The sequence below is a fragment of the Pseudomonas kairouanensis genome, assembly GCF_004682055.1.
GTDB classification, from domain to species: domain Bacteria; phylum Pseudomonadota; class Gammaproteobacteria; order Pseudomonadales; family Pseudomonadaceae; genus Aquipseudomonas; species Aquipseudomonas kairouanensis.
The window spans coordinates 1-25,988 of sequence record NZ_QUZU01000054.1 but is presented as its reverse complement, the minus strand read 5'-3'; the positions used below and the strand labels follow the sequence as shown (position 1 = coordinate 25,988).

28 protein-coding genes are annotated in these 25,988 nt (G+C 61.2%); 3 read left to right on the top strand and 25 right to left on the bottom strand.

Translation table 11 applies throughout. The annotated features are described in order from the left end of the window. The first annotated feature begins 440 nt into the window (after window positions 1-440). The 3 genes from DYL59_RS27770 (at window position 441) to DYL59_RS27760 (ending at window position 2,809) form a co-directional block, all read left to right on the top strand. The gene (locus DYL59_RS27770) at window positions 441-893 is read left to right on the top strand and encodes a hypothetical protein (protein WP_193557587.1); all 453 of its coding nucleotides are present in this window, start codon (window positions 441-443) and stop codon (window positions 891-893) included. A gap of 369 nt (window positions 894-1,262) precedes the next feature. Then, window positions 1,263-2,153 carry a sensor histidine kinase gene (locus DYL59_RS27765; protein WP_135292014.1) on the top strand — a complete coding sequence of 297 codons (891 nt, stop codon included), beginning with the start codon at window positions 1,263-1,265 and terminating at the stop codon, window positions 2,151-2,153. Beyond that, window positions 2,150-2,809, top strand: coding sequence for a response regulator transcription factor (locus DYL59_RS27760; RefSeq protein ID WP_135292013.1), 660 nt, complete (start codon window positions 2,150-2,152; stop codon window positions 2,807-2,809). Before DYL59_RS27765 ends, DYL59_RS27760 begins: the two co-directional genes overlap by 4 nt. On the opposite strand, the gene yegS is transcribed toward DYL59_RS27760, so the two are convergent. The 25 genes from yegS to DYL59_RS27635 all read right to left on the bottom strand — a co-directional run bounded on the left by yegS (window position 2,768) and on the right by DYL59_RS27635 (window position 25,689). After that, window positions 2,768-3,685 (bottom strand): lipid kinase YegS, encoded by a 918-nt coding sequence (yegS, locus tag DYL59_RS27755; protein WP_135292012.1) that lies wholly within the window; start codon window positions 3,683-3,685, stop codon window positions 2,768-2,770. The genes DYL59_RS27760 and yegS overlap by 42 nt on opposite strands. A 219-nt stretch (window positions 3,686-3,904) precedes the next feature. Beyond that, complete coding sequence (locus DYL59_RS27750; protein WP_135292011.1) at window positions 3,905-4,297, bottom strand: DUF2802 domain-containing protein; 393 nt, start codon at window positions 4,295-4,297, stop codon at window positions 3,905-3,907. Then, on the bottom strand, window positions 4,298-4,783 hold the full coding sequence (locus DYL59_RS27745) for a chemotaxis protein CheW (protein WP_017735234.1): 486 nt from the start codon (window positions 4,781-4,783) through the stop codon (window positions 4,298-4,300). An 80-nt stretch (window positions 4,784-4,863) separates the two neighbouring features. After that, window positions 4,864-5,649 carry a CheW domain-containing protein gene (locus tag DYL59_RS27740; protein ID WP_135292010.1) on the bottom strand — a complete coding sequence of 262 codons (786 nt, stop codon included), beginning with the start codon at window positions 5,647-5,649 and terminating at the stop codon, window positions 4,864-4,866. Next, window positions 5,649-6,437 (bottom strand): ParA family protein, encoded by a 789-nt coding sequence (locus DYL59_RS27735; protein ID WP_135292009.1) that lies wholly within the window; start codon window positions 6,435-6,437, stop codon window positions 5,649-5,651. The genes DYL59_RS27740 and DYL59_RS27735 overlap by 1 nt, the downstream gene beginning before the upstream one ends. Before the next feature lie 50 nt (window positions 6,438-6,487). Beyond that, window positions 6,488-7,375 carry a flagellar motor protein MotD gene (motD, locus tag DYL59_RS27730; RefSeq protein ID WP_135292008.1) on the bottom strand — a complete coding sequence of 296 codons (888 nt, stop codon included), beginning with the start codon at window positions 7,373-7,375 and terminating at the stop codon, window positions 6,488-6,490. 145 nt (window positions 7,376-7,520) lie between these two features. Next, window positions 7,521-8,261, bottom strand: coding sequence for a flagellar motor protein (locus DYL59_RS27725; protein WP_135292007.1), 741 nt, complete (start codon window positions 8,259-8,261; stop codon window positions 7,521-7,523). Next, complete coding sequence (locus DYL59_RS27720) at window positions 8,261-9,397, bottom strand: protein-glutamate methylesterase/protein-glutamine glutaminase (protein WP_135292006.1); 1,137 nt, start codon at window positions 9,395-9,397, stop codon at window positions 8,261-8,263. Before DYL59_RS27720 ends, DYL59_RS27725 begins: the two co-directional genes overlap by 1 nt. A 47-nt stretch (window positions 9,398-9,444) precedes the next feature. Then, on the bottom strand, window positions 9,445-11,658 hold the full coding sequence (locus tag DYL59_RS27715) for a chemotaxis protein CheA (protein WP_135292005.1): 2,214 nt from the start codon (window positions 11,656-11,658) through the stop codon (window positions 9,445-9,447). A gap of 11 nt (window positions 11,659-11,669) precedes the next feature. Then, a complete protein-coding gene (locus DYL59_RS27710; RefSeq protein WP_135292004.1) occupies window positions 11,670-12,458 on the bottom strand; it encodes a protein phosphatase CheZ in 789 nt (262 codons plus the stop codon). Between the two features lie 18 nt (window positions 12,459-12,476). Next, window positions 12,477-12,851: a chemotaxis response regulator CheY gene (locus DYL59_RS27705; RefSeq protein WP_015885173.1), complete on the bottom strand. Its 375-nt coding sequence runs from the start codon at window positions 12,849-12,851 to the stop codon at window positions 12,477-12,479. A 168-nt stretch (window positions 12,852-13,019) separates the two neighbouring features. Beyond that, window positions 13,020-13,760, bottom strand: a complete 741-nt coding sequence (gene fliA, locus DYL59_RS27700; RefSeq protein WP_135292003.1) for an RNA polymerase sigma factor FliA — start codon at window positions 13,758-13,760, stop codon at window positions 13,020-13,022. Further along, a complete protein-coding gene (gene fleN, locus DYL59_RS27695; RefSeq protein WP_003192912.1) occupies window positions 13,757-14,590 on the bottom strand; it encodes a flagellar synthesis regulator FleN in 834 nt (277 codons plus the stop codon). Before fleN ends, fliA begins: the two co-directional genes overlap by 4 nt. Before the next feature lie 104 nt (window positions 14,591-14,694). Continuing rightward, the gene (gene flhF, locus DYL59_RS27690) at window positions 14,695-16,011 is read right to left on the bottom strand and encodes a flagellar biosynthesis GTPase FlhF (RefSeq protein ID WP_135292002.1); all 1,317 of its coding nucleotides are present in this window, start codon (window positions 16,009-16,011) and stop codon (window positions 14,695-14,697) included. A gap of 11 nt (window positions 16,012-16,022) precedes the next feature. Then, complete coding sequence (gene flhA / locus DYL59_RS27685; RefSeq protein ID WP_135292028.1) at window positions 16,023-18,137, bottom strand: flagellar biosynthesis protein FlhA; 2,115 nt, start codon at window positions 18,135-18,137, stop codon at window positions 16,023-16,025. A gap of 283 nt (window positions 18,138-18,420) precedes the next feature. Continuing rightward, window positions 18,421-18,630 carry a transcription antiterminator/RNA stability regulator CspE gene (gene cspE / locus DYL59_RS27680; protein WP_135292001.1) on the bottom strand — a complete coding sequence of 70 codons (210 nt, stop codon included), beginning with the start codon at window positions 18,628-18,630 and terminating at the stop codon, window positions 18,421-18,423. Window positions 18,631-18,763: 133 nt separating this feature from the next. Next, window positions 18,764-19,900 (bottom strand): flagellar biosynthesis protein FlhB, encoded by a 1,137-nt coding sequence (gene flhB, locus DYL59_RS27675; protein WP_135292000.1) that lies wholly within the window; start codon window positions 19,898-19,900, stop codon window positions 18,764-18,766. Between the two features lie 2 nt (window positions 19,901-19,902). Continuing rightward, on the bottom strand, window positions 19,903-20,688 hold the full coding sequence (fliR, locus tag DYL59_RS27670) for a flagellar biosynthetic protein FliR (RefSeq protein WP_135291999.1): 786 nt from the start codon (window positions 20,686-20,688) through the stop codon (window positions 19,903-19,905). Between the two features lie 4 nt (window positions 20,689-20,692). Beyond that, entirely contained in the window at window positions 20,693-20,962 is a 270-nt protein-coding gene (gene fliQ / locus DYL59_RS27665) for a flagellar biosynthesis protein FliQ (RefSeq protein WP_003214552.1), read from the bottom strand. A gap of 4 nt (window positions 20,963-20,966) precedes the next feature. Next, window positions 20,967-21,710: a flagellar type III secretion system pore protein FliP gene (fliP, locus tag DYL59_RS27660; protein WP_135291998.1), complete on the bottom strand. Its 744-nt coding sequence runs from the start codon at window positions 21,708-21,710 to the stop codon at window positions 20,967-20,969. Beyond that, on the bottom strand, window positions 21,710-22,141 hold the full coding sequence (gene fliO / locus DYL59_RS27655) for a flagellar biosynthetic protein FliO (protein WP_135291997.1): 432 nt from the start codon (window positions 22,139-22,141) through the stop codon (window positions 21,710-21,712). The genes fliP and fliO overlap by 1 nt, the downstream gene beginning before the upstream one ends. Window position 22,142: 1 nt before the next feature. Then, window positions 22,143-22,610 (bottom strand): flagellar motor switch protein FliN, encoded by a 468-nt coding sequence (gene fliN / locus DYL59_RS27650; protein WP_033900765.1) that lies wholly within the window; start codon window positions 22,608-22,610, stop codon window positions 22,143-22,145. 43 nt (window positions 22,611-22,653) lie between these two features. Then, entirely contained in the window at window positions 22,654-23,622 is a 969-nt protein-coding gene (gene fliM, locus DYL59_RS27645; RefSeq protein ID WP_010208755.1) for a flagellar motor switch protein FliM, read from the bottom strand. A 9-nt stretch (window positions 23,623-23,631) separates the two neighbouring features. Beyond that, complete coding sequence (gene fliL / locus DYL59_RS27640) at window positions 23,632-24,132, bottom strand: flagellar basal body-associated protein FliL (protein ID WP_135291996.1); 501 nt, start codon at window positions 24,130-24,132, stop codon at window positions 23,632-23,634. 234 nt (window positions 24,133-24,366) lie between these two features. Continuing rightward, a complete protein-coding gene (locus tag DYL59_RS27635) occupies window positions 24,367-25,689 on the bottom strand; it encodes a flagellar hook-length control protein FliK (protein ID WP_135291995.1) in 1,323 nt (440 codons plus the stop codon). Window positions 25,690-25,988 lie beyond the last annotated feature (299 nt).

Genomic DNA, 25,988 nt, shown 5'->3' with positions numbered 1-25,988 from the left:
ATTGATGTCACACTGACATCATGGTTTACTGCGCGTGCCTCCTCATATGGCAATGAAGCAACCTCGCGCGACATTCAAACCGATGCAAGGTTCCGCTATGTAAGGGATTCCCCTATACACAATCAGGCCCAACCTGATATTCGCAATATCTAATAGCCATTAATGTGACGCCATTCTCATTGCATGAATGGAGTCAGGCTTTTGTTTGCCATCCCAAGCCCCCGGCCCACGGGTCTTCCAGACTTTGATGTGGCAACAACTGAAGTTGTGCAATGGCACCCAGTCACCCGGGCCTTGCAACGTCGTGGCCTGCACTCTAATAAACGTCCTACTGAAATCTCAGAAGCGACCTACAGATTCCAGTCATATTTCAGCGCTAGTTTTAAGTCATTCAACCGGTGCAACATCTCATCACCCGACCTTATGTTGTGGAGACTTGCATGATGAACAGCGCAAATGAATGGCAAACCTCACTACCCGAATTTTTGCTCGAAGCGCAAATGTTGCTGGCCAAGTCAGAAGAATGTTTGAGCCATTTGCATCTGATCCGCGACGACGTCGATGCCATCGACTGTATGAAGAGCAGCCTGGCCATATTGGCCGAAAAGGCCGACAGCCTGGCGTTGCAGGCCATCAGCGAGTTTTCCCGACATATCCAATACCTGATCGCCAATGCCGCCAGCCCCCTGAAACTGCATGACCAGGCACTGGATGCATTGCACGCCTGCCTGTCTTTGCTGGCCTGGCAATTGGAACTGGTGGATATCCGAACCGGCGAACTGGGCATGGACGACAGTGAACAGGCAACATTGATTGCCACCGTCACGCTGCAAATCCCACAGAAAAATTTCAGTTCAACACCGCAGCCACGAATACATCACGCGCCGTCTTGAGCCGTTATCCCGTCACACTCACTTCATGACTTATCTGAAAACGTAATAACCAACTTTACTGCTGGGACTCCATTGCACCGGCAAAGATATCAATTAGCCAGCACTGGTAATAACGATACAAATACACTCGAACAATACAACTTCCCCTTCAAGAACTCTGGGATTACCGCTCGGAGCATTTATGCGGATAATAAACCCGTCAACGCGCGCCACCAGGCGACCGACGGTAACAGTGGTGGTACTATGCCCCGCTCGAAGTGACTCAACTTCATCATGCATAACGACGATTCGATCACGCATTCCAAACAGAGCCCTGTCAGTCGCCATGACCGCTCTTTCCGCAGCGAACCTTCATTGGCTCCCTCCGCTATGTACGCCCATCTCAAGACACTCCTCGCAAGGTCCGCGTCCCGCAGCAATGCCCGCCGCCTGATCCTCGCCCTGTGCCTTGGCTCACTGCTGCTGAGCCTGTGGGCCTACAGCTATGACGCGGCATTGCCGTTGCTGGTACTGCTCAACCTGGCCACGCTGGTGGTGGTGGGCCTGCAACAGTGGCGCTCGCGCAAGGCCATCAGGTTCCAGCCCCAGGAGTTGGCCGACCGCCTGCTGCAGGTGCAGGAAAACGAACGCCACCGCCTCAGCCGTGAACTGCATGACGATATCGGCCAACTGTTGACCGCCGCCAAACTGCAAAGCGAATGGCTCAAGCGTCGCCTGCCCGAGGCGTTGCAAGCGCAGTGCAGCGTGCTGGGCAGCACCCTCGACGAAACCCTGGCCAAGGTGCGCGACGTGTCCGCCATCCTCAACCCCCGGCAACTGGCCAGCCTGGGCCTGGAAGCCAGCCTGCGCGCGCACCTGCTCAAGACCCTGGAAAACACCCCCGTTCACTGGAGCCTGGAATGCCAGCAACGGCTTACCGGCATTCCCGAAGAAATGGCCGTCGCGGCCTTTCGCATCACCCAGGAAGCGGTCACCAACATGCTCCGCCATGCCCAGGCCCACAACCTGCTGGTGCGCCTGCAACGCTTGCCCGAGGGCCTGTCACTGAGCATCTGCGACGACGGCCAGGGCTTTTCACCCGTCCTCAACCCTGGGCGGGAGGGCCAACGGGGCATGGCGGGCATGTCGGAGCGGATCGATCAACTGGGGGGCACGCTGGCGGTCAGCAGCCGACCCGGCGAAGGCACGCGTATCGACGCGCTTTTTCCCTGGGCGCCCCGCGCCCTCGAACGGGCCAGTGCCCCTAAGGTTGTCGAGTGACCTGCACATTACTCCTGGTGGATGACCACGTACTGATCAGGGCCGGCGTGCGCGCGCTGGTGCAGGATATTGCAGGCTACACAGTGATCGGCGAAGCCAGCGATGGCGCTCAGTTGCTGGAACAGTTCGACAGCTTGCAACCTGACATCGTGCTGCTGGACCTGTCGATGAAGCACACCGGCGGACTGGACGCCCTGCAGCAGCTCAAGCGCGCCTATCCCAAGAGCCGCGTGCTGATCCTGTCGATGCACACCGACCCCGAACTGATCATGCGCGCGCTGGAGGCCGGTGCCCATGGCTACCTGCTCAAGGACACCACCGCCAACGAGCTGGAACACGCGCTGCTGGCGCTGCGCAACAACGAGCGCTACCTGAGCCCGGCCATCGCCCACACCGTGATCAACCAGGCGCTGGTGCGCAGCCAGGGGCCGACCACGCCCGCAGGTCACAGCCATAACCTCACGGCGCGCCAGTTGGAGATCCTACGGCTGATCGTACGTGGCAAGTCCACCCGCGAAATCGCCCACGGCCTGGGTTTGAGCATCAAGACCGTCGAGGCTCACCGCTCGCAAATCATGAAGCGCCTGCAGATTTTCGATGTGGCGGGCCTGGTGCTATTTGCCGTGCGCGAGCACATCATCAGCCTGGACGACTAACGGCGAATCCGCCGGCAGGTGCACGCGCAGGGCCTTGGGCAGCGCTGCGAAACGCAAGTCATCGCCCTTGAGGGGCTCACCGTCAAGGTTGATGTACAACCCTTCGGCCACCTTGATCTCCACCCACGGCAGGCGCGCACGCACGAACAGGTTATCCATGCCGCCGTCGGTCATCAGGGTGCGCAACGTACCCACGACCTCCTGAGGCGCCGGAAGAATGCTGATATCCAACAAACCATCGTCTGCCATGGCACCTGGGCACAGCACATGCCCTCCGCCCGCCTGGCGACCATTGCCGATGCCCAGCGCGAGCAGTTCGCCCTTCCAGTGGAAATCCGGGCCTTCCAGCTCGCCATAGGCAGCCTTCAACTCGCTGAAACGCGTGAGGCCAGTGAACAGGTAGGCGGCGCCCCCCAGCACTTTTTTCAAGTCTTCGGACGTATTGGCGGTGACCTGGCTGCCAAAGCCGCCGGTGGCCATGTTGAGGAAGATCTGCCCTCCGGCCTGGCCCAGGTCGATGGCCCGGGCCGGCACGTCCAGCAGTGCCAGGGCCGGGCCCGGCTCCAGTGGCACGCCGGCGGCGCGGGCGAAGTCATTCGCGGTGCCCAGGGGCATCAGCACCAGGCTGGCGTCGGTCTTGGCCTGGGCCATGGCCTCGGCCACATCGCGCAGGGTACCGTCGCCACCGCCGGCAATGATGTGGGTGTAGCCGCCATCCAGGGCCTCATTGACCAGCCGCTGGGCATCGCCGCCCTCCCAGGTCACCCGCACCGCCAGTTCCCAGCCCTGCTCCCGCCTGGCCTGCACGGCAGCGCGCACGTCCTCGTTGAGGGCTTGCTTGCCGTGAAGGATCAACAGTGCCTTGGGGGTGGTCATGAGCAGGTTACTCCTGGATTCAAAGATGCTTGAAGGATGTGGACCGCCAGTGAGAGGTAAAAGGTCGCGGGGCTGGAAAATAATTCCCAAGGACAACGCATAAACAAATGTGGGAGGGGGCTTGCTCCCGATGGCGGTGGATCAGTCAGCACATCTGGTACTGAGACACCGCCATCGGGAGCAAGCCCCCTCCCACACTTGTTGATCCGGGGTATGCCGTCAGCTCTTGTGCAACTTGCTCATCAACTGCGCCTCAGCCTGGGTCAGGCCGCACGACTGGGTCAGCTCGTCCACGGTGGCGCCCATGCCCACCAGCTTCGCCGCCTGGGCAAATGACAGGCTGGCTGGGTCACGCTGCTCGATCTGCGCCAGCTTGTCCGGCAGCGGCCCGAGGATCGCGCGCAGTTCATGCACCTCGTCCCCGACCTTCACCGCACTCTGCTGGTAGTGGTCAACCCGCTTGAGCAGTTCCAGCACGCGCCGGTCACGCACGGCGTCGCGCTCGGCTTGTTGCAGGGCCAGTTCCCGTTGCTGGCGCACATGGCGCAGCAGGAAGGCCAACGTCCCGGCCCACAACAGGGCCAGGACAATCACCGCCGCTTCAAGAAACAATCAGATGTTCTCCAGATCCGACCATTCTTCTTCGCTCATCATCTTGTCCAGCTCAACCAGAATCAGCAGTTCGCCGTTCTTGTTGCACACGCCCTGGATAAACTTGGCGGACTCTTCGTTACCCACGTTCGGCGCGGTTTCCACTTCCGATTGGCGCAGGTAAACCACTTCAGCCACGCTGTCGACCATGATCCCGACCACTTGCTTGTCGGCTTCAATGATGACGATACGGGTGTTGTCGTTGACTTCAGTCGGCACCAGACCGAAACGCTGGCGGGTATCGATCACGGTTACCACGTTGCCACGCAGGTTGATGATGCCCAGCACGTAGCTTGGCGCACCCGGAACCGGCGCGATCTCGGTGTAGCGCAGCACTTCCTGCACGCGCATCACGTTGATGCCATAGGACTCGTTGTCCAGTTTGAAGGTCACCCATTGCAGGATCGGATCATCCAAACCTTGTGCGGACGCTGACTTGTTGTTCATACCCCTGACCCCTTCAAATGCCGTTGTGTACGGCGTGCATGCTTCATTGGCCGCGCAACTGCACGGCCCTTATTGTTCAATCAACTGCGTTTGGTAACAGGCATCGTCTTGACGGCCCCGCTGGCGATCAACTCGGCCAGCTCGGCGACATCCAGCAACGCGCACATGTGTTCGATCACGGTGCCCGCCAGCCAAGGCCGTTGGCCCCGCTGACTGCGCCATTTGATTTCGTTCGGGTCCAGGCGCAACGAGCGGCTGACTTGATGCACCGCCAGCCCCCATTCGTAGCCCTGCACCGAGATGACGTACTGCAAGCCCTGGCGGAAGTCATCGCGGTAGCGGTCAGGCATCACCCAGCGCGCGGTATCGAGGACCTTAAGGTTGCCGGCCTGGCTGGGCAGGATGCCGAGGAACCATTCCGGCTGCCCGAACAGCGGCGTCAGTTCCTGGCCTTCCAGGGAATAGATCGAGCCCAGGCACACCAGCGGCACCGCCAGGGTCAGCCCCGCGACATCGAACAACAGGCACTCGAACGGCTCGGCAGCCCAGGCCGGACGGTCATCGCCGGTCACCGGCGGCGGCGTGATGCTCGGCGGCAAGTGCACTTCAACCACCGGCTCGACCACCACCGGGGCCTCGACCACAGGCACAATCGGCACCACCACCGGGGCAACAATCGGCACCACGTTCGCGTCGCGGGCCTGCTCTTCCAACACCGCCAGCTGGAACTCATCCAGGGTGCTGCTTGGCTCCAGCACCAGGATAGGTTCGGGCAGTTCTTCGGCCGTCGCATCCTGCAGCAAGGCATCCAGGTAGGATTCCAGTGCCAGTTGCGGCCGGGTCTTGAATTCAATAGGCCGGTTCATCACGCCACCTGCGCCACAAGCTGTTGGGCCAGCAGGTGCTTGAGCAACGCGCGGTAGGCCAGCACGCCACGGCTTTTCGGGTCGAACTGCGACGGCGCAAGGCCGGCGCGGCTGGCGTCACGCAGGCGCGTGTCCACCGGGATATAGCCATTCCAGATCGTCTGCGGGTAAGCGTCGCGCAGTACGCGCAAGGTGCCGAGGGACGCCTGGGTGCGGCGGTCGAACAACGTCGGCACGATGCTGAACGGCAGCGCTTGCTTGCGCGAGCGGTTGATCATCGCCAGGGTGCTGACCATGCGCTCCAGGCCCTTGACCGCCAAGTGCTCGGTTTGCACCGGGATCACCAACTGCTGGCTGGCCGCCAACGCATTGACCATCAGCACTCCCAGCAACGGTGGGCTGTCGATGATGGCGTAGTCGAAGTCCTGCCACAGTTGCGCCAGGGTCTTGGCGATCACCAGGCCCAGCCCACTCTGCCCCGGCGACTGGCGCTCAAGGGTGGCCAGGGCAGTGCTGGACGGCAGCAGGGAAATGCTTTCGTTACTGGTGGGCAGCAGCAGTTGCCCCGGCAAGTCCGCGGGTACGCTGCCCTTGTGCAGGAACAGGTCGTAGTTGCTGTGTTCCAGCGCATCCGGGTCGTAGCCGAAATAGCTGGTCATGGAACCGTGGGGGTCCAGGTCCACCACGACCACACGCTTGCCCGCCTCGGCCAGCAAGCCGGCCAGGGCGATGGAGGTGGTGGTCTTGCCGACTCCACCTTTTTGATTGGCAACTGCCCAGACTCTCATTCGGTTGGTTCCTCCCGGTGGGCACTGGCGCGACCGAGACTTTGCATAGGTTATTGAGCCGGTGACGGAGTATTGACGGTGCCCTGACGAACCGGCGGCTTTGCAGGAGCCGGTGCAGTTTGTGTGCCAGCACGCTTCAAGGCCGCGTCCGGTGTTGCATTGGCAGTACCGGTGCCGGTCAGGCTGCGGCGCACATCCAGATTGCGCGACACCACCAACACCACCCGACGATTCTGCGCGCGGCCCTCTGCCGTGGCGTTATTGGCCACTGGCTGGAACTCGCCATACCCCACCGACGCCAGGCGCCCAGGGTTCACGCCCTGCATCGCCAGCATGCGCACGATGCTGGAGGCGCGTGCCGAGGACAGTTCCCAGTTGGTCGGGTACTGCGCGGTACTGATGGGGAAATTGTCGGTAAAGCCTTCAACGTGGATCGGGTTCTCGAACGGTTTGAGGATCGCCGCCACCTTATCGATGATGGTAAACGCCTGGTCGCTGGGCAGCGCATCGGCACTGGCGAACAACAGGCTGGAATTAAGCTCGATCTCCACCCACAACTCATTGCCGCGCACGGTCATCTGGTTGGAGCTGATCAGGTCGCCAAACGCGGCGCTGATGTCATCGGCAATGCTTTTGAGCGGGTCGCTGGTGCCACCGACACCCGCTGCGGTCTCATCGCTATCGTTGACCAGCGGCTTGGCCGGGGTGACGGTCTTGGGCCGTTCTTCGCCGATGGGAATGGGCTTGAGGGCGCGGTCGGCGTCGTTGAACACCCCGATCAGCGCCTGGGAAATGACTTTGTACTTGCCTTCGTTGATCGACGAGATGGAGTACATCACCACGAAAAACGCGAACAGCAAGGTGATGAAGTCCGCATAGGACACCAGCCACCGCTCATGGTTGACGTGTTCTTCAGGCTCGCGACGGCGACGGCTCACAGGCAATCCCCCCCACAATACACAACCCCTGTAGGAGCGAGCTTGCTCGCGAAAAACCCACAGACACCGCGATCATCCAGGATACCCGCGTTATCGTTGACGATTTTCGCGAGCAAGCTCGCTCCTACAAGAATGGTCATACGCATCAGTCCATGAAGCCTTGGAGCTTCAATTCGATGGAGCGCGGGTTCTCGCCCTCGGCAATCGAGAGGATGCCTTCGAGCAACATCTCGCGATAACGCGACTGGCGCATGGCAATTGCCTTGAGCTTGCTGGCCACCGGCAACAACACCAGGTTGGCGCTGGCCACACCGTAGATGGTGGCGACAAACGCCACGGCAATGCCGCTGCCCAGTTGCGACGGGTCAGCCAGGTTGCCCATCACATGGATCAGCCCCATGACCGCACCGATGATGCCGATGGTCGGCGCGTAGCCACCCATGCTTTCAAACACTTTGGCGGCGTTGATATCGCGGCTTTCCTGGGTGTAGAAATCCACCTCCAGGATGCTGCGGATCGCTTCCGGCTCGGCGCCGTCCACCAGCAATTGCAGGCCTTTGCGCGCGTAGCTGTCGGGCTCGGCATCGGCCACGCCTTCCAGGCCCAGCAGGCCTTCCTTGCGGGCGGTGAGGCTCCAGTTGACCACGCGGTCCACGCCGCCGGCCAAATCGACACGCGGCGGGAAGATGATCCACACCAGGATCTGCATGGCCCGTTTGAACGAGCTCAGGGGCGACTGCAACAACGCCGCGCCCACAGTGCCACCGATCACGATCAACGCCGCTGGGCCATTGGCCAGGGCGCCGAGGTGGCCGCCTTCGAGGTAGTTGCCGCCGATGATCGCGACAAACGCCATGATGATGCCGATCAGGCTCAGTACATCCATCAGAGGCAAGCCTCCACCAGATGTTTGCCGATGTCGTCCAGGCTATAGACGGCGTCGGCCAGGTCAGCCTTGACGATGGCCATGGGCATGCCATAGATCACGCAGCTGGCTTCGTCCTGGGCCCAGATGGCACTGCCGCCCTGCTTGAGCAGACGTGCGCCTTCACGGCCGTCGGCGCCCATGCCGGTGAGCACCACCGCCAGAACTTTGTCACCGTAGGACTTGGCCGCCGAACCGAAGGTGATATCCACGCACGGCTTGTAGTTCAGGCGCTCATCGCCCGGCAGGATTTTGATCGCGCCACGGCCATCCACCATCATCTGCTTGCCACCGGGGGCCAGCAGCGCCAGGCCAGGGCGCAGGATGTCGCCATCCTCGGCTTCCTTGACGCTGATGCGGCACAGCTTGTCCAGGCGTTCGGCGAACGCCTTGGTGAACGCCGCCGGCATGTGCTGGATCAACACGATCGGCGCCGGGAAGTTCGCCGGCAATTGGGTGAGCACGCGTTGCAGGGCAACCGGGCCGCCCGTGGACGTACCGATGGCCACCAGCTTGTAGGCTTTGCGTTTCGGCGCAGGCGAGTGAGCCGCCACCGGAGCAGCAGCACGCACAGGCGCCACCGCAGGCCGGGCAACCGGTGCAGGGGCTGGGGCCGGACGGGCAAAGGTCGACGTCGAGACAGCGGGCGTCGCAACCGCTGCAGGTGTGGGCGCAGGCGCGCTGAACAGGCTGCGGCGATTACTGCGGGATATGCTGTGGACCTTCTCGCACAGCAGTTGCTTGACCTTTTCGGGGTTGCGCGAGATGTCTTCGAAATTCTTCGGCAGGAAGTCCACCGCGCCGGCGTCCAGCGCATCCAGGGTCACCCGGGCGCCTTCGTGGGTCAGCGAGGAAAACATCAATACCGGAGTCGGGCAGCGTTGCATGATGTGCCGAACTGCCGTGATGCCATCCATCATCGGCATTTCGTAGTCCATGGTGATCACGTCCGGCTTCAACGCAATGGCTTGATCAATCGCCTCTTTACCGTTGGTGGCCGTACCGACCACCTGGATGCTTGGATCGGCGGAAAGAATTTCCGAGACGCGGCGGCGGAAGAAACCCGAATCGTCCACCACCAGGACCTTGACTGCCATAAACACTCCGTTAGGCGGGGCGGGCAAACCGCCCTACCCCACCAGAATCAAATACGCCGCGCGGCGTAACGCTTGAGCATGCTCGGAACATCGAGAATCAGCGCGATCCGACCGTCACCGGTAATGGTCGCACCCGACATGCCCGGGGTTCCCTGCAGCATTTTGCCCAAAGGCTTGATGACCACTTCTTCCTGGCCCACCAGTTGATCGACCACAAAGCCGATACGCTGGGTGCCCACGGAGAGAATCACCACATGGCCTTCACGCTGCTCTTCATGTTTGGCCGAAGCCACCAGCCAGCGCTTGAGGTAGAACAGTGGCAACGCCTTGTCGCGCACGATCACCACTTCCTGGCCGTCCACCACGTTGGTGCGCGACAGGTCGAGGTGGAAGATCTCGTTGACGTTCACCAGCGGGAAGGCGAACGCCTGGTTGCCCAGCATCACCATCAGGGTTGGCATGATCGCCAAGGTCAACGGCACCTTGATCACGATCTTCGAGCCCTGGCCCTTGGTCGAGTAAATGTTGATCGAGCCGTTGAGCTGGCTGATCTTGGTCTTCACCACGTCCATGCCCACGCCACGGCCGGACACGTCGGAAATCTCGGTCTTGGTCGAGAAGCCTGGAGCGAAGATCAGGTTGTAGCACTCGGTGTCGGTCAGGCGGTCGGCGGCGTCCTTGTCCATCACGCCACGCTTGACCGCGATATTGCGCAGGATAGTCGGGTCCATGCCCTTGCCGTCATCGGTGATCGACAGCAGGATGTGGTCGCCTTCTTGTTCGGCCGCCAGAATCACCTTGCCGTTGCGGGACTTGCCCGAGGCTTCGCGTTCTTCTGGGGTTTCCACGCCGTGGTCGACGGCGTTGCGCACCAAGTGGACCAGCGGGTCGGCCAGGGCCTCGACAAGGTTTTTGTCGAGGTCGGTTTCTTCACCCACCAGTTCCAGGTTGATCTCTTTCTTGAGCTGGCGCGCCAGGTCACGAACCAGTCGCGGGAAGCGGCCGAAGACTTTCTTGATCGGCTGCATCCGCGTTTTCATCACGGCGGTCTGCAGGTCGGCGGTGACCACGTCGAGGTTGGACACGGCCTTTTGCATGGCTTCATCGCCGCTGCTCAAGCCCAGCCGCACCAGGCGGTTACGCACCAGCACCAGTTCGCCGACCATGTTCATGATGTCGTCCAGGCGTGCGGTATCCACCCGCACGGTGGTTTCGGCTTCACTGGCCGGTTTCTCCGCCACCGGTGCCGCAGCCGCGCGGGCCGGAGCCGGTGCAGCAGCCGGTGCCGGAGCGGGCTTGGCCGCCACGGGCGCAGCCGCTTTGGCAGCGACCGGCGCTGGCGTCGCGACGGCGGCGGCGGCGGCGGCGGCGGCGGCCGGGGCCACTTCGGTGAACTTGCCCTTGCCGTGCAACTCGTCCAACAGGGACTCGAATTCGTGATCAGAGATCAACCCATCGCCTGCAGGCTCCGCTGCCACTGGCGCCGCCGCAGAAGCCGCGACGGCCGGCAAGGCGTCGGCCACAAAGGTGCCCTTGCCGTGCAACTGGTCCAGCAGCGCTTCGAATTCGTCGTCGGTGATATCGGTGCTGGCAGTGGCCGCCGCAGCGGGCGTTTCCACCACGTCAGCCGGTGGCACGGCGTCGGCAGCGAACTGGCCTTTGCCGTGCAACTGGTCGAGCAGGGATTCGAATTCTGCGTCGGTAATGTCTTCGCTGGTCGGTGCTGCCACGGCAGCCGCCGGGGCTTCTGCCTCGGCCTTCACGGCACTGAGGGAGTTGAGCAGTTGTTCGAACTCGTGGTCAGTCACATCCGGCTCGGCCTCAACCACAGGCTCCGCCACCGCTTCGGCCACAGGTGCGGCCGAGGTGTCGGCAGGTTCCGCCAGGCGCGCCAGGGCGGCCAGCAGTTCCGGGGTGGCTGCGGTGATCGGGGCACGTTCGCGTACTTCGCTGAACATGCCGTTGACCGCATCCAGTGCTTCGAGAATCACGTCCATCAATTCCGAATCAACGTGACGCTCACCCTTGCGCAGGATGTCGAACACGTTCTCGGCGATGTGGCAGCACTCCACCAGCTCATGGAGCTGGAGGAAGCCGGCGCCCCCTTTTACAGTGTGAAAACCGCGAAAAATTGCATTGAGCAGGTTCGCATCATCCGGTCGGCTTTCCAGCTCGACCAGTTGCTCGGACAACTGCTCTAAAATTTCGCCGGCCTCTACAAGGAAATCCTGAAGGATTTCTTCATCGGCGCCGAAGCTCATGTGGGTGCTCCTTAGAAGCCTAAACTGGATAACAGGTCATCGACATCATCTTGACCCGATACAACGTCTTCACGTTTATCGGCATGAATCTGCGGACCTTCACCCTTGGCGAGATGTTTTTGTGGATCTTTTTCAGAGAGGATCGCTGCGCGGTCATGTTCGATGCCGGCAAAACGGTCAACCTGGCCTGCCATGAGCACCAATTTGAGCAAGTTGCTTTCCACTTCGGTGACCAACTGGGTCACGCGCTTGATCACCTGGCCGGTAAGGTCCTGGTAATCCTGGGCCAGCAGAATGTCGTTGAGGTTGCTGGAAACCGTACGGTTTTCCTGCTCGCTGCGTGACAGGAACCCTTCGACCCGACGTGCCAGCTCGCGAAACTCTTCAGCCCCCACTTCACGACGCATGAAGCGGCCCCAGTCATTGCTCAGGGCCTGGGCTTCAGTGGCCATGCCATTGACCAGGGGCGTGGCGTTTTCCACCAGGTCCATGGTGCGATTGGCCGCCGCCTCAGTCAGCCTGACCACATAGGACAGGCGTTCGGTGGCATCCGTGATTTGCGAGATTTCTTCGGCCTGGGGCATATGCGGGTCAATCTGGAAATTGACGATCGCACTGTGCAGCTCGCGTGTGAGCTTGCCCACTTCCTGGTACAGGCCGCGGTCACGGGTCTGGTTGAGCTCATGGATCAACTGCACCGCATCGCCGAACTGGCCTTTTTCAAGGCTGTCGACCAACTGGTGAGCATGCTTTTTCAGGGTCGACTCGAAGTCTCCCTGTGACGTTTCGTTATGCTCCATAGCTCCCCCGCGATGGCATTAGCCGTGGATGCGTTCGAAGATTTTTTCGATCTTCTCTTTCAACGCCAGTGCAGTGAAGGGCTTGACCACGTAACCGTTGACCCCGGCCTGGGCGGCTTCGATGATCTGCTCACGCTTGGCTTCGGCGGTTACCATCAGCACAGGAAGGCTGCGCAGTTTTTCGTCGGCGCGCACATGGCGCAGCAAGTCGATACCGGTCATGCCCGGCATGTTCCAGTCTGTTACCAGAAAGTCGATGCTCCCGCTGTTGAGGATCGGAATGGCTGTAATGCCGTCATCCGCCTCGACCGTGTTAGTGAACCCAAGGTCACGCAACAGGTTTTTAATGATCCGCCGCATCGTTGAGAAGTCATCAACGATGAGGATTTTCATGTTCTTGTCCAATTCGACCTCCAAGCAGTCTTAAACGCGCCCAGCACCTGGACGCGCCATTTCAATCAACAGGCATTACACAAAAAGGACTGCCCAGGGCACCACGGAGCAAGCCCGCAAAAGCCCAAGGCTGTCACGGTCTCGTCTGCAGTGTCCCCACACTGCCTGTCAGCGCGCTCGCCACTCTCCCAAACGCCCCCGCAAGCGGGCTGCGCACTGGCTGTGCAACTGGCTGACCCGCGATTCGCTGACCCCCAGGACCTCACCGATTTCCTTGAGGTTCAGCTCTTCGTCGTAGTACAGCGCCAACACCAGTCGCTCACGCTCCGGCAAATTGGCTATCGCGTCCGCCAACGCCCCCTGGAAGCGTTCATCCTCCAGGTCGCGCGACGGCTCAAGATGAGCACTCGCGCCGTCCTCGTGCAGCCCTTCGTGTTCGCCGTCCTGCAACAGGTCGTCGAAACTGAACAGGCGGCTGCCCAAGGTATCGTTCAAAATCCCGTAGTAATCGTCGAGACTCAATTGGAGTTCGGCCGCAACTTCGTGATCTTTAGCGTCGCGACCGGTTTTTGCTTCAATTGCGCGAATTGCGTCACTGACCATGCGCGTATTGCGATGCACCGAACGCGGCGCCCAGTCACCCTTACGGACTTCATCGAGCATCGCGCCACGGATACGGATACCCGCATACGTCTCGAAACTCGCACCCTTGCTCGCGTCGTATTTGGTCGACACTTCAAGCAGGCCGATCATGCCGGCCTGGATCAGGTCCTCGACCTGCACGCTCGCGGGCAGGCGTGCCAGCAAGTGATAAGCGATGCGCTTGACCAGCGGCGCGTAGCGCTCGATCAACTCGCCCTGACTGTCACGGGCAGACTTCTTGTACGCGTTGTAGCCGGTCGCTGTCATAGCACGGGTCCTGCGCTCGTCTGATGCACCAATCGCTCGACGAAAAACTCCAGATGCCCCCGCGGGTTGGCGGGCAACGGCCAGGTATCGACCTTCTGGGCAATAGCCTTGAACGCCAATGCGCATTTCGAACGAGGGAACGCTTCGTAGACCGCACGCTGCTTTTGCACGGCCTTGCGCACGCACTCGTCATAGGGAACTGCGCCCACGTATTGTAAGGCGACATCGAGGAAGCGATCCGTGACCTTGGTCAACTTGGCGAACAGGTTGCGACCTTCCTGCGGGCTTTGCGCCATGTTGGCCAACACCCGGAAGCGGTTCATGCCGTAGTCACGGTTGAGCAGTTTGATCAGGGCGTAGGCGTCGGTGATCGAGGTGGGTTCATCGCACACCACCAGCAGCACTTCCTGGGCGGCGCGCACAAAGCTGACCACGGACTCGCCGATCCCGGCGGCGGTGTCGATCACCAGCACATCGAGGTTGTCGCCAATATCGCTGAACGCCTGGATCAGGCCAGCGTGCTGGGCCGGACTCAGGTGCACCATGCTCTGGGTGCCCGACGCAGCCGGCACGATGCGGATGCCACCGGGGCCCTGGAGCAGCACATCGCGCAGCTCGCAGCGGCCCTCGATCACATCGGCGAGGGTGTGTTTGGGCGTCAGTCCCAGCAGAACGTCAACGTTCGCCAGCCCCAGGTCCGCATCCAGCAGCATGACGCGACGGCCAAGCTCTGCCAGGGCCAGGGACAAATTCACTGACACGTTAGTTTTTCCGACGCCACCTTTGCCGCCGGTCACCGCGATCACCTGTACGGGATGCATGCTGCCCATTTTATTCCATTACCTTGTCTTGCTTAGTCGCAGGCTACATGGCTTGGCCGCGTGAATCGCTTGCAGACCATCGATGTAGGTACATTGCACTGTGTTCATGTTGCTCAACCCACGCGCTTGGCCGGGTTGTGGTACAGATCCGCGAACATATCGGCCATCGCTTCCTCGCTAGGCTCGTCTTGCATTTGCACGCTGACCGCCCGGCTGACCAACTGGTGACGGCGCGGCAGATGCAAATCATCTGGGATCCGCGGCCCGTCGGTCAGGTAGGCGACCGGCAATTCATGGCTGATGGCAAGGCTGAGCACTTCGCCCAGGCTTGCGGTTTCATCGAGTTTAGTCAGGATGCAGCCGGCCAGGCCACAGCGCTTGTAGCTATGGTACGCAGCGGTCAGCACTTGCTTCTGGCTGGTGGTGGCGAGCACCAGGTAATTCTTGGACTTGATGCCACGCCCGGCCAGGCTTTCGAGCTGCATGCGCAATGCCGGATCGCTGGCTTGCAGGCCGGCGGTGTCGATCAGCACCACGCGCTTGCGCAGCAGGGGGTCCAGGGCGTTGGCCAGGGACTGGCCCGGATCGACGTGGGTCACTGAAACATTGAGGATGCGGCCTAGGGTCTTGAGCTGTTCCTGGGCGCCGATGCGGTAGCTGTCCATGCTCACCAGCGCAATGTTTTGCGCGCCGTACTTGAGCACATAACGGGCTGCCAGCTTGGCCAGGGTGGTGGTCTTGCCCATGCCGGCAGGGCCGACCATGGCGATCACTCCGCCCTCTTCCAGGGGTTCGATTTCCGGGGTCACGATCATGCGCGCCAAGTGGGCCAGCAACATGCGCCAGGCCTGGCGAGGTTCTTCGATTTCGGTGGTCAGCGCCAGCAGGTCGCGGGACAGCGGGCCGGACAAACCAATGCGTTGCAGCCGACGCCACAGGTTGGCCTGTTGCGGCTTGCTGCCTTGCAGTTGGGTCCAGGCCAACGAGCCGAGTTGCACTTCCAGCAACTCGCGCAGACCGTTGAGCTCAAAGCGCATTGAATCGAACACGCGCTGGTCGACGGCAGCCGCCTGGGCTGGCGCTGCAGGACGCGGCGGTTCCTTGAAGGTTGGCTCGACCAGCGGCTCGGCAGCCGTCAACGGCAGGCCGGCAAACAACTGGCGATTGGTGGTGGCATCGCTGTCGCCCCGCATGCTCAGTTCGGCCTGGGCCGAGACAATGCGCGAAGCGGTCTTGCGCAGCTCGTCTTCGAGCTCCATGTTCGGCACACGCGGTGCCAGCGCCTGGGGGGTGTAATCCAGGGCAGCCGTCAGCTCGACACCGCCGGCAATACGACGGTTACCGATAATCGCGGCGTCGGCGCCCAACTCATCACGAACCAGTTTCATGGCCTGACGCATATCGGCGGCGAAAAAACGCTTCACTTGCATAACCCACTACCTCAGCCGTTGGGCCCTACTGTCGCGACGATAGTCACTTGCTTGTTGTCAGGAATTTCCTGATAAGCCAAAACGTGCAAATTCGGAACTGCCAGGCGTCCAAACCGCGACAACATCGCTCGGACCGGGCCTGCCACCAGCAGAATCACCGGTTGGCCCTGCATTTCCTGGCGTTGTGCGGCGTCAATCAATGAGCGCTGCAGTTTTTCAGCCATGCTTGGCTCCAGCAGAACGCCCTCTTCCTGGCCTTGTCCTGCCTTCTGAATACTATTGAGCAATATTTGTTCCAACCTTGGCTCCAAGGTGATCACAGGCAGCTCAGACTCAGTGCCTACAATGCTTTGCACGATTGCACGCGACAATCCGACGCGCACCGCGGCCACCAGGGCGGCAGTATCTTGACTCTTGGCGGCGTTGTTGGCGATAGCTTCGGCAATGCTGCGAATATCGCGTACCGGCACCTGTTCGGCCAGCAGCGCCTGCAACACCTTGAGCAACTGCGACAACGACAGCACGCCCGGCACCAGTTCTTCGGCCAGTTTTGGCGAGGCTTTGGCCAGCAAACCCATCAATTGCTGGACTTCCTCGTGGCCGATCAGCTCGTGGGAGTGTTTGTACAGGATCTGGTTGAGGTGGGTGGCGACCACGGTGCTGGCGTCCACCACGGTGTAGCCCAGGGACTGCGCCTGGCTGCGCTGGCTGATTTCGATCCACACCGCGTCCAGGCCAAAAGCCGGATCTTTGGCGGTAATGCCGTTGAGACTGCCGAACACCTGGCCGGGGTTGATGGCCAGTTCGCGGTCGGGGTAAATCTCCGCTTCCGCCAGGATCACCCCCATCAAGGTCAGGCGGTAGGCGCTGGGGGCCAGGTCAAGGTTGTCCCGGATGTGCACAGTGGGCATCAAAAAGCCCAGGTCCTGGGACAACTTCTTGCGCACCCCCTTGATCCGGGCGAGCAATTGGCCGCCCTGGTTGCGGTCCACCAGGGGAATCAAGCGGTAGCCCACTTCCAGGCCGATCATGTCGATCGGGGTCACGTCATCCCAGCCAAGCTCCTTGGTTTCCGAGGCGCGGGCTGGGGATGGCAGCAATTCTTGCTGGCGCGCAACTTCTTGCAGGGCTTGCACCTTGACCGCGTTTTGCTTTTTCCAGAACAGGTAGGCGGCACCACCGGCGAGGGCGGCCATGGTCAGGAACGAGACATGGGGCATGCCTGGCACGATACCCATGATGGCCATGATGCCTGCCGCGACGGCCAATGCCTTGGGCGAGGCAAACATCTGCCGGCTGATCTGCTTGCCCATGTCTTCGGAGCCCGACGCACGGGTCACCATGATGGCTGCAGCTGTGGATAACAACAGTGATGGCAATTGCGCCACTAAACCGTCACCGATGGTCAGCAAGGCGTAGACCTTGCCCGCATCGCCGAAGGTCATGCCGTGCTGGAAGATCCCGACCGCCATGCCGCCGATGAGGTTGATAAACAGGATGAGCAGGCCGGCAATGGCATCGCCGCGCACAAACTTGCTGGCACCGTCCATGGAGCCGTAGAACTCGGCTTCCTGGGCGACTTCGGCGCGGCGGGATTTGGCTTGGTTCTGGTCGATCAGGCCGGCGTTGAGGTCGGCGTCAATGGCCATCTGCTTGCCGGGCATGGCGTCGAGGGTAAACCGCGCGCTCACCTCGGAGATGCGCCCGGCACCTTTGGTCACCACCACGAAGTTGATGATCATCAGGATCGCAAACACCACGATACCGACCACGTAGTTACCGCCGATCACCACTTCACCGAAGGCCTGGATCACCTTACCGGCGGCGGCGTGCCCGTCCTGGCCGTGGAGCATGACCACACGGGTGGAAGCAACGTTGAGCGCCAGCCGCAACAGCGTCGCCACCAGCAGAATGGTGGGGAACACCGCAAAGTCCAACGGCCGCAGGGCGTACACGCACACCAGCAACACCACCACGGACAGGGCAATGTTGAAGGTAAAGAACACGTCCAACAGGAACGGCGGCATCGGCAACATCATCATTGCCAGCATCACCAGCAACAACAACGGCACGCCCAGATTGCCCCGCGACAGGTCAGTCAGGGTGCCACGGGCCGTGCTGAACATTTGAGAGCGATCTACCACCGGTATTCCTCGTGTTCCTTGAAGCAAAGTTTTGACGCCAGAAGGCGACCTGGAGGCGCTATTGCAAGAAGCCTTCCAACTTTAGGTTGGCCGTTGGGAACATTGATTGTGCGCAAAGCAAATGTGGGAGGGGGCTTGCCCCCGATAGCGGTAGATCAGCATCAGATGTGCTGGCTGAACCACCGCTATCGGGGGCAAGCCCCCTCCCACATTTAGCCTTGTGTCGGGCTTGACTGAGTACACCGCCAAGCTCGCTTGGAAGCGATCAGATTACGCGTACATCGTCGGCCTGCGGCCCCTTCTGGCCCTCCTTGACCTCGTATTCCACTTTTTGACCTTCCTCGAGGGTTTTGAATCCTTCGCTTTTTATAGAGGAATAATGGACAAAGAGATCAGCGCCTCCTGCAGCCTGGACAATGAATCCAAAACCTTTTTCTGCGTTAAACCATTTAACCGTGCCAGTTGCCTTTGCCATTGCGTTACTCCCACTGCCTTCATTGAACCTACGGTCCAATCAAACCGTGAAGGCGCACAGGCTGGCTACTGTCAAAGTTGACAGGTCAAAGGAAGCTTACGACGAACGGTAGAAAGGCAAACCCCAGAACAGATCACGAATCGCGGCGCAATTCCGGCGGAATCGGCAGGTCTTTCAGAGGATCCGGGCGCTTGCCCTTGCCTGCACGGTACTGGCGAATCTGATAGACATACGCCAGCACCTGGGCCACGGCCAGGTACAGCCCGGCGGGGATTTCCTGGTCGAGGTCCGTGGAATAGAAGATCGACCGCGCCAGCTCCGGCGACTCCAGCAGCAGGATGTCGTTGGCCACCGCAATCTCGCGGATCTTCAACGCAGTAAAGTCACTGCCCTTGGCCAGCAGCATTGGCGCCCCACCCTTCTCCGGGTCGTACTTGAGGGCCACGGCGTAGTGGGTCGGGTTGGTGATGACCACGTCGGCGTCGGGCACCGAGGCCATCATCTTGCGCTGGGACATCTCCCGCTGCAGTTGGCGAATGCGTTGCTTGACCTCGGGGCGGCCTTCCTGGTCCTTGTGTTCGTCGCGCACTTCCTGCTTGGTCATCAGCAGTTTCTTGTGGCTTTCCCACAACTGGATCGGCGCATCCACCGCCGCGATAAGGATCAGCCCCAGCGCCATCCACAGCGCGCTCCAGCCCACCACCTGCACGCTGTGGATGATCGCCGACTCCAAAGGCTCATGGGCGATGCGCAACAGGTCGTCGATGTCCGAGGTCAACACCACCAGCGCCACCACCAGGATCAGGATGAACTTGGCCAAGGCCTTGAGCAGCTCCACCAGCGCCTTGGCCGAAAACATGCGCTTGAGCCCGGCGGCCGGGTTCATGCGGCTGAACTTGGGTGCCATGCTGCCGGCGGCAAACAGCCAGCCACCGAGCGCCACCGGGCCGATCAGCGCAGCCAACAGCAAGGTGATCAGCACCGGCTGCACCGCCAGCAGTGCGATCTTGCCCGAATGCATCAGGTACTGGCCCATGGCGCCGGGGCTCAGGAGTACTTCGCGGGGCAAGGAAAAGTTGAGTTTCATCAACTCCATCAGGTCCAGCGCCAGGCCACCGCCGTAGATCAGCAAGGCGCCGGCGCCGGCCATCATGGTGGCGAAGGTATTGAGCTCTTTGGAGCGCGCAATCTCGCCCTTTTCCCTGGAGTCCTTTTTGCGTTTCTCCGTGGGGTCTTCTGTTTTGTCCTGACCACTCTCGCTTTCGGCCATGCTCAGCGCGCCCGTGCCAGATCACGTAAAAACTGCAAGGCGTCGCTCGCCAGCGGTTGATACTGATTGAGAATGTCGGCCAGGCCGATCCAGAAAATCCCCATGCCCAACACCAGGGTCAAGGGGAAACCGATGGAGAAGATGTTCAACTGCGGCGCGGCGCGGGTCATCACGCCAAAGGCGATGTTGACCACCAGCAACGCCGTGATCGCCGGCAACACCAGCAACAGGGAGGCGCCCAGCACCCACCCCAGGCGCCCGACCATTTCCCAGAAATGATTGACCACCAGGCCCGAGCCCACCGGCAAGGTGGTGAAGCTCTCGGTCAACACCTCAAACGCCACCAGGTGACCGTTCATGGCCAGGAACAGCAAGGTCACCAACATGGTCAGAAATTGCCCGATGACTGCCGCCGACACGCCGTTGGTGGGGTCGATCATGGACGCAAAGCCCATGCCCATCTGGATCGAAATGATTTGCCCGGCAATCACGAATGCCTGGAAAAACAACGTCAGGGAAAACCCCAGCATGGCGCCGATCAGGATCTGCTCGGCAATCAACAACAGCGCACTCAGGTCAATGGCATTGACCGGCGGCATCGCGGGCAAGCCGGGCACGATCACCACGGTAATCGCCACCGCGAAGTACAGGCGCACGCGACGTGGTACCAGGGTCGTGCCGAATACCGGCATGGCCATCAGCATCGCGGTCACGCGAAACAGCGGCAGGATAAAGGACGCCACCCAAGTACTGATCTGGACGTCAGTCAATGCCAGCAAAGACTGCATCGGGTCAGCCGATCAACTGGGGAATACTGCCGTACAGCTGCAGGATGTATTCCATGAAGGTTTGCACCAGCCAGGGACCTGCGACGATCAGCGTGATCAGCATCACCAACAGGCGCGGCAGGAAGCTCAAGGTTTGTTCGTTGATCTGCGTCGCGGCCTGGAACATCGCCACCAGCAGGCCCACCAACAGGCTGGGCACCACCAGCACCGCCACCATCATGGTGGTCAGCCACAGCGCTTCTCGGAACAGGTCGACGGCAACTTCTGGAGTCATAGCGCTATACCCCGCCGAAACTGCCGGCCAGGGTGCCGATAATCAGCGCCCAGCCGTCCACTAGCACAAACAGCATGATCTTGAACGGCAACGAGATGATCAGCGGCGACAGCATCATCATACCCATGGCCATCAGCACGCTCGCCACCACCAGGTCGATGATCAGGAACGGGATAAAGATCATGAAGCCGATCTGAAACGCCGTCTTCAATTCCGAGGTCACGAACGCCGGTACCAGGATGGTCAGCGGCGCCTGATCCGGGGTGGCGATGTCGGTGCGCTTGGACAGGCGCATGAACAGCTCAAGGTCGCTGGAGCGGGTTTGCGACAGCATGAAGTCCTTGATCGGGCCCTGGGCCTTGTCGATGGCGACCTGGGCCGTGATGGTTTCTGCCAGGTAGGGCTGCAAGGCTTGCTGGTTCACCTTGTCGAACACCGGCGCCATGATGAACAGCGTCAGGAACAAGGCCATGCCGGTGAGGATCTGGTTCGACGGAGTCTGCTGCAGGCCCAGGGCCTGACGCAGGATCGAGAACACGATGATGATGCGGGTAAAGCTGGTCATCAGCATGACGAACGCCGGGATAAAACTCAGCGCGGTCATGATCAGCAGGATCTGCAGGCTGACCGAATACTCCTGTGCGCCCGCCGCGTTGGTGCCCAGGGTGATCGCCGGGATCGACAATGGGTCGGCGGCCAGCGCCAACGGCGCGGCCAGCAACAGCATGAGCGTCAATAAAACGCGCATTACTTCTTATCCTTCTGATCCTTGCCCAGCAATTCCATCAGGCGCTGGGCGAATTCTGGCGTGGCAGGCTGGGCCTGATCCACGTTGACCGGGGTCTTGAGCACATGCAACGGAGTGATGCGGCCTGGAGTAATACCCAAAAGAATCTGCTCCTCCCCCACCTGCACCAGTACCAGCCGGTCCCGTGGGCCGAGGGCGCGGGAGCCCACCAGCTCGATGACCTGGCCGTTGCCCGGCCCTACGCGCTGCACGCGGCGCATCAGCCAGGCCAGCACAAAGATCAGGCCCACCACCAGCAGCAGGCCCAGCACCAGCTGAGTCAACTGGCCACCGAGACTGGCCGGCGCCGCAGCGGCGGCCTGGGCCATCGGCTCCGCCGCCATGACGCCCAATGGCAGCGCTGCGCAGAGTCCTACCATCAGGCGTTTCATATCAGCGCAGCTTCTTGATGCGTTCACTTGGGCTGATCACGTCGGTCAGGCGAATGCCAAACTTTTCGTTGACCACCACCACTTCGCCGTGGGCAATCAGGGTGCCGTTGACCAGCACGTCCAGCGGCTCACCGGCCAGACGGTCCAACTCGATCACCGACCCCTGGTTGAGTTGCAGCAGGTTACGGATGTTGATTTCGGTGCTGCCCACTTCCATGGAGATCGACACCGGGATGTCGAGGATCACATCCAGGTTCGGGCCATCGAGGGTCACCGGGTCGTTGTTCTTCGGCACGCTGCCGAACTCTTCCATCGGCAAGCGGTTGCCTGCGGGGGCGGTGGCGGCGTCAGCGGCCAGCAGCGCGTCGATATCGTCTTGGCCAACATCGCCGGTTTCTTCCAGGGCAGCCGCCCATTCGTCAGCCAGGGCCTGGTCTTCGGCGGAAGTGTTTTCGTGTTCGGTAGCCATTACATGTCCTCGGCGAAGCAAACATTCATAAATTGGGTGTGAATCAGCGGCGGTTGATTGGCTCAACCACCTGCAACGCCAGGTTCCCTTTGTGGGATCCCAACTTGACCTTGAACGACGGCACGCCGTTGGCGCGCATGATCATTTCTTCCGGCAATTCGACAGGGATGATGTCCCCCGGCTGCATGTGCAAAATGTCCCGCAGACGCAACTGGCGACGGGCCACGGTGGCGCTCAGTGGCACGTCCACGTCCAGCAGGTCTTCGCGCAGGGCCTTGACCCAGCGTTCGTCCTGGTCGTCGAGGTCGGACTGGAAGCCGGCATCGAGCATCTCGCGCACCGGTTCGATCATCGAATACGGCATGGTCACGTGCAGGTCGCCGCCACCGCCATCGAGTTCGATGTGGAAGGTGGACACCACAATGGCTTCGCTGGGGCCGACGATGTTGGCCATGGCCGGGTTCACTTCCGAGTTGATGTACTCGAAGTTGACTTCCATGATCGCCTGCCAGGCTTCCTTCAAGTCGATGAAGGCTTGCTCCAGCACCATGCGCACCACCCGCAGCTCCGTGGGGGTGAACTCACGGCCTTCGATCTTGGCGTGACGGCCATCGCCGCCGAAGAAGTTGTCCACCAGCTTGAACACCAACTTGGCGTCAAGGATGAACAGCGCAGTGCCGCGCAGTGGCTTGATCTTGACCAGGTTGAGGCTGGTGGGCACGTACAGCGAGTGCACGTATTCACCGAACTTCATCACCTGCACACCGCCCACCGCCACGTCCGCCGAACGGCGCAGCATGTTGAACATGCTGATGCGGGTATAGCGGGCGAAACGTTCGTTGATCATTTCCAGGGTCGGCATGCGTCCACGGACGATGCGATCCTGGCTGGTCAGGTCATAACTTTTGACGCTGCCGGGTTCGGCAGCCATTTCGGTCTGTACCAGACCATCGTCGACGCCATGGAGCAGCGCGTCGATTTCATCCTGGGACAGCAGGTCTTGCACGGCCATGTCGTGATCCTACTGCAATACGAAGTTAGTGAAGAGCGCCTGCTCGACCACGACTTTGCCGAGTTCCTTCTGGGCCACTTCCTGCACGCTGGCAGTGACCTTCTGGCGCAGCATTTCCTGGCCCACCGGCGTGGCCAGGGTGTCGAAGCTCTGCCCGGAGAACAGCATGACCAGGTTGTTGCGGATCACGGGCATGTGCACCTTGAGGGCGTCCAGGTCCGACGCGTTACGCGCCAGCAACGTGATGCTCACCTGCAGGTAGCGTTGACGACCGTTCTGGTTGAAGTTGGCGACAAAGGCCGGAAGCATCGGCTCGAAGATTGCCGGTTGCTTGACGTTAGTGGCGGTTTCGGCGGCGGGTGCCGGTTTGCTCGCACTGCTGTGCATGATGTACCAGGTGCCCCCTACCGAGGCGCCGATGGCCAGGAGCAGGCCTACGACTATCAACAGGATAAGCTTGAGCTTGCCTTTGCCTGCGGGTGCTTTTGCTGCGTCGTCGCTCTTCGCCATGCCAATAATCCGTCACTATTCGGGGATTCATAGATCTACGGAAAGGCAAGAGCAAGTGTTATGCCAGAGTTGTCTGGCAAGCTTGGAACAAGGCGACAATATCGGCCACACCGCAGACCCCGTGTGGGAGCGGGCTTGCTCGCGAATGCGGTGTGTCAGCCAGTACATGTGTGACTGATACACCGCATTCGCGAGTAAGCCCGCTCCCACATTTGGGCCTGTGCAACGTTCAAATCAGGCGTAGTAATCGACGGCGCTGGAGCCGATCACGGTAGAGGTCACTGGTGCCACCGCTTCAGCCACCTCGGCATGGGCGCCACTGTCGCTATCGCTACCGCGCCCGCCACTGCGGCTCACGCCAGCGGTCTGCGCCTGCTGCTGTTGCTGCTCCTGCCCACGGGACTGGTCCGACACGTTCACGTCCACCTGCCCCATGCCCTGCTGGGCAAACATCTCACGCAGGCGGCCCGACTGGCTTTCCAGTGCTTCACGCACCACCGGGTGGGCGCTCATGAAGTTGACCTGGGCCTGCTGGTCGGCGGTCATGTTGACCTTGATGTCCAGGCGACCGAGTTCGGCCGGTTGCAACTGGATCTCCGCCGACTTGAGGTTGGCGCTGGAGAGGTACATCACGCGGTTGACGATTTCGTCGGTCCAGCCGCTCTGGTGCATGGCTAATGGGGTATTGGTCAGCGGCGGCAAGGCATTGGCGGTCTTCGGCGTGGCGGCCTGGGTCAGCGCAGCCAGGCGGTCGGCGAAGTTATCGACACGGGTGTCGCTGCTGGCGTTCTTGAGGTCTTTGAGGCCGTCATCGATCAGCGCACCAAAGGCCTTGTCGCCGCCTTGGTCAGTGCTGTCCTTGCTGGCTTGCTGATCAACCATCGTGGCCATGCCGGCCGCAAAGTTCTGCGCGGCGGTCGGCTGATCCAGGGTCGGCGTCGGTGCGGTCTTGGCCGGTGCCTGGCTGCTGGCGGACACATGCCCACCCTGCTCCATGGCCAGGCGTACGGCGGGCATGGCGTCCAGGGGGTCGGCCTCGGGGTCGAAGGCGGGCTGGGCGTCATCGGTGGCGGCAATCGGCGCTGCGACCACTGGCAGAGCCTTGTCGTCCTTCGCCGCCACCGGCGCCGGGGTTTCCACGGGCACCGGCACGGCCACCGGGGTAACGGCGGCGATCATGGCCGGGTCTACCACAGGGTCAGTGGGTGGCTGTTGCACCAGGGTCGGGTCGGCGGGGGCGTCGTCGTCCTTGCTCGCGCTGTCATCAGGCTTGGCAGGCAAGGTATTGCCGCTATCGGCAACCGCCGGCTTGCTGGCGGCAGGCTTGTCGTCGGCGGCTGCCGGCTTGGCGCTGGCGTCGGCAGGCTTGTCCCGCGTGGGCTTGGGCGAATTGTCATCGGCCTTCACCGGGGGTTTGGCGCCCTGGTTGGCGAACACCTGAGCGAAGCCAGGGCCCTTGTCCCGTGGGTCCGCAGCCGCTACCGGCTGGTTGGCAGCGGGCGCTTGAGGCTTGGCCGCAGGGGCAGCCTGAAGAAGGGAATTGGGGGCGACTGGCATAGGTAAAGGTCTCCACTGCATGGGGGTCGGGGATGCAGTATCAGGAGGTAGAGCAAGAGTCGGGCCAGGTTTGGCTGGATTGTGTTTTATGGTGTGCCGTTACCGGCTGATTATGATTCCGCCCTTACGGCGGGTCACTTTGGAAAAGCCTGTACGGACCGCAGACATGGTGGACACTTTTCGGCGAGCCAGAGCAAACCACTATCTACCTGATGTATGGAGACCCAAATGTGGGAGCGGGCTTGCTCGCGAATGCGGTGTGTCAGGCAACTCATTCATTGGCTGATACACCGCATTCG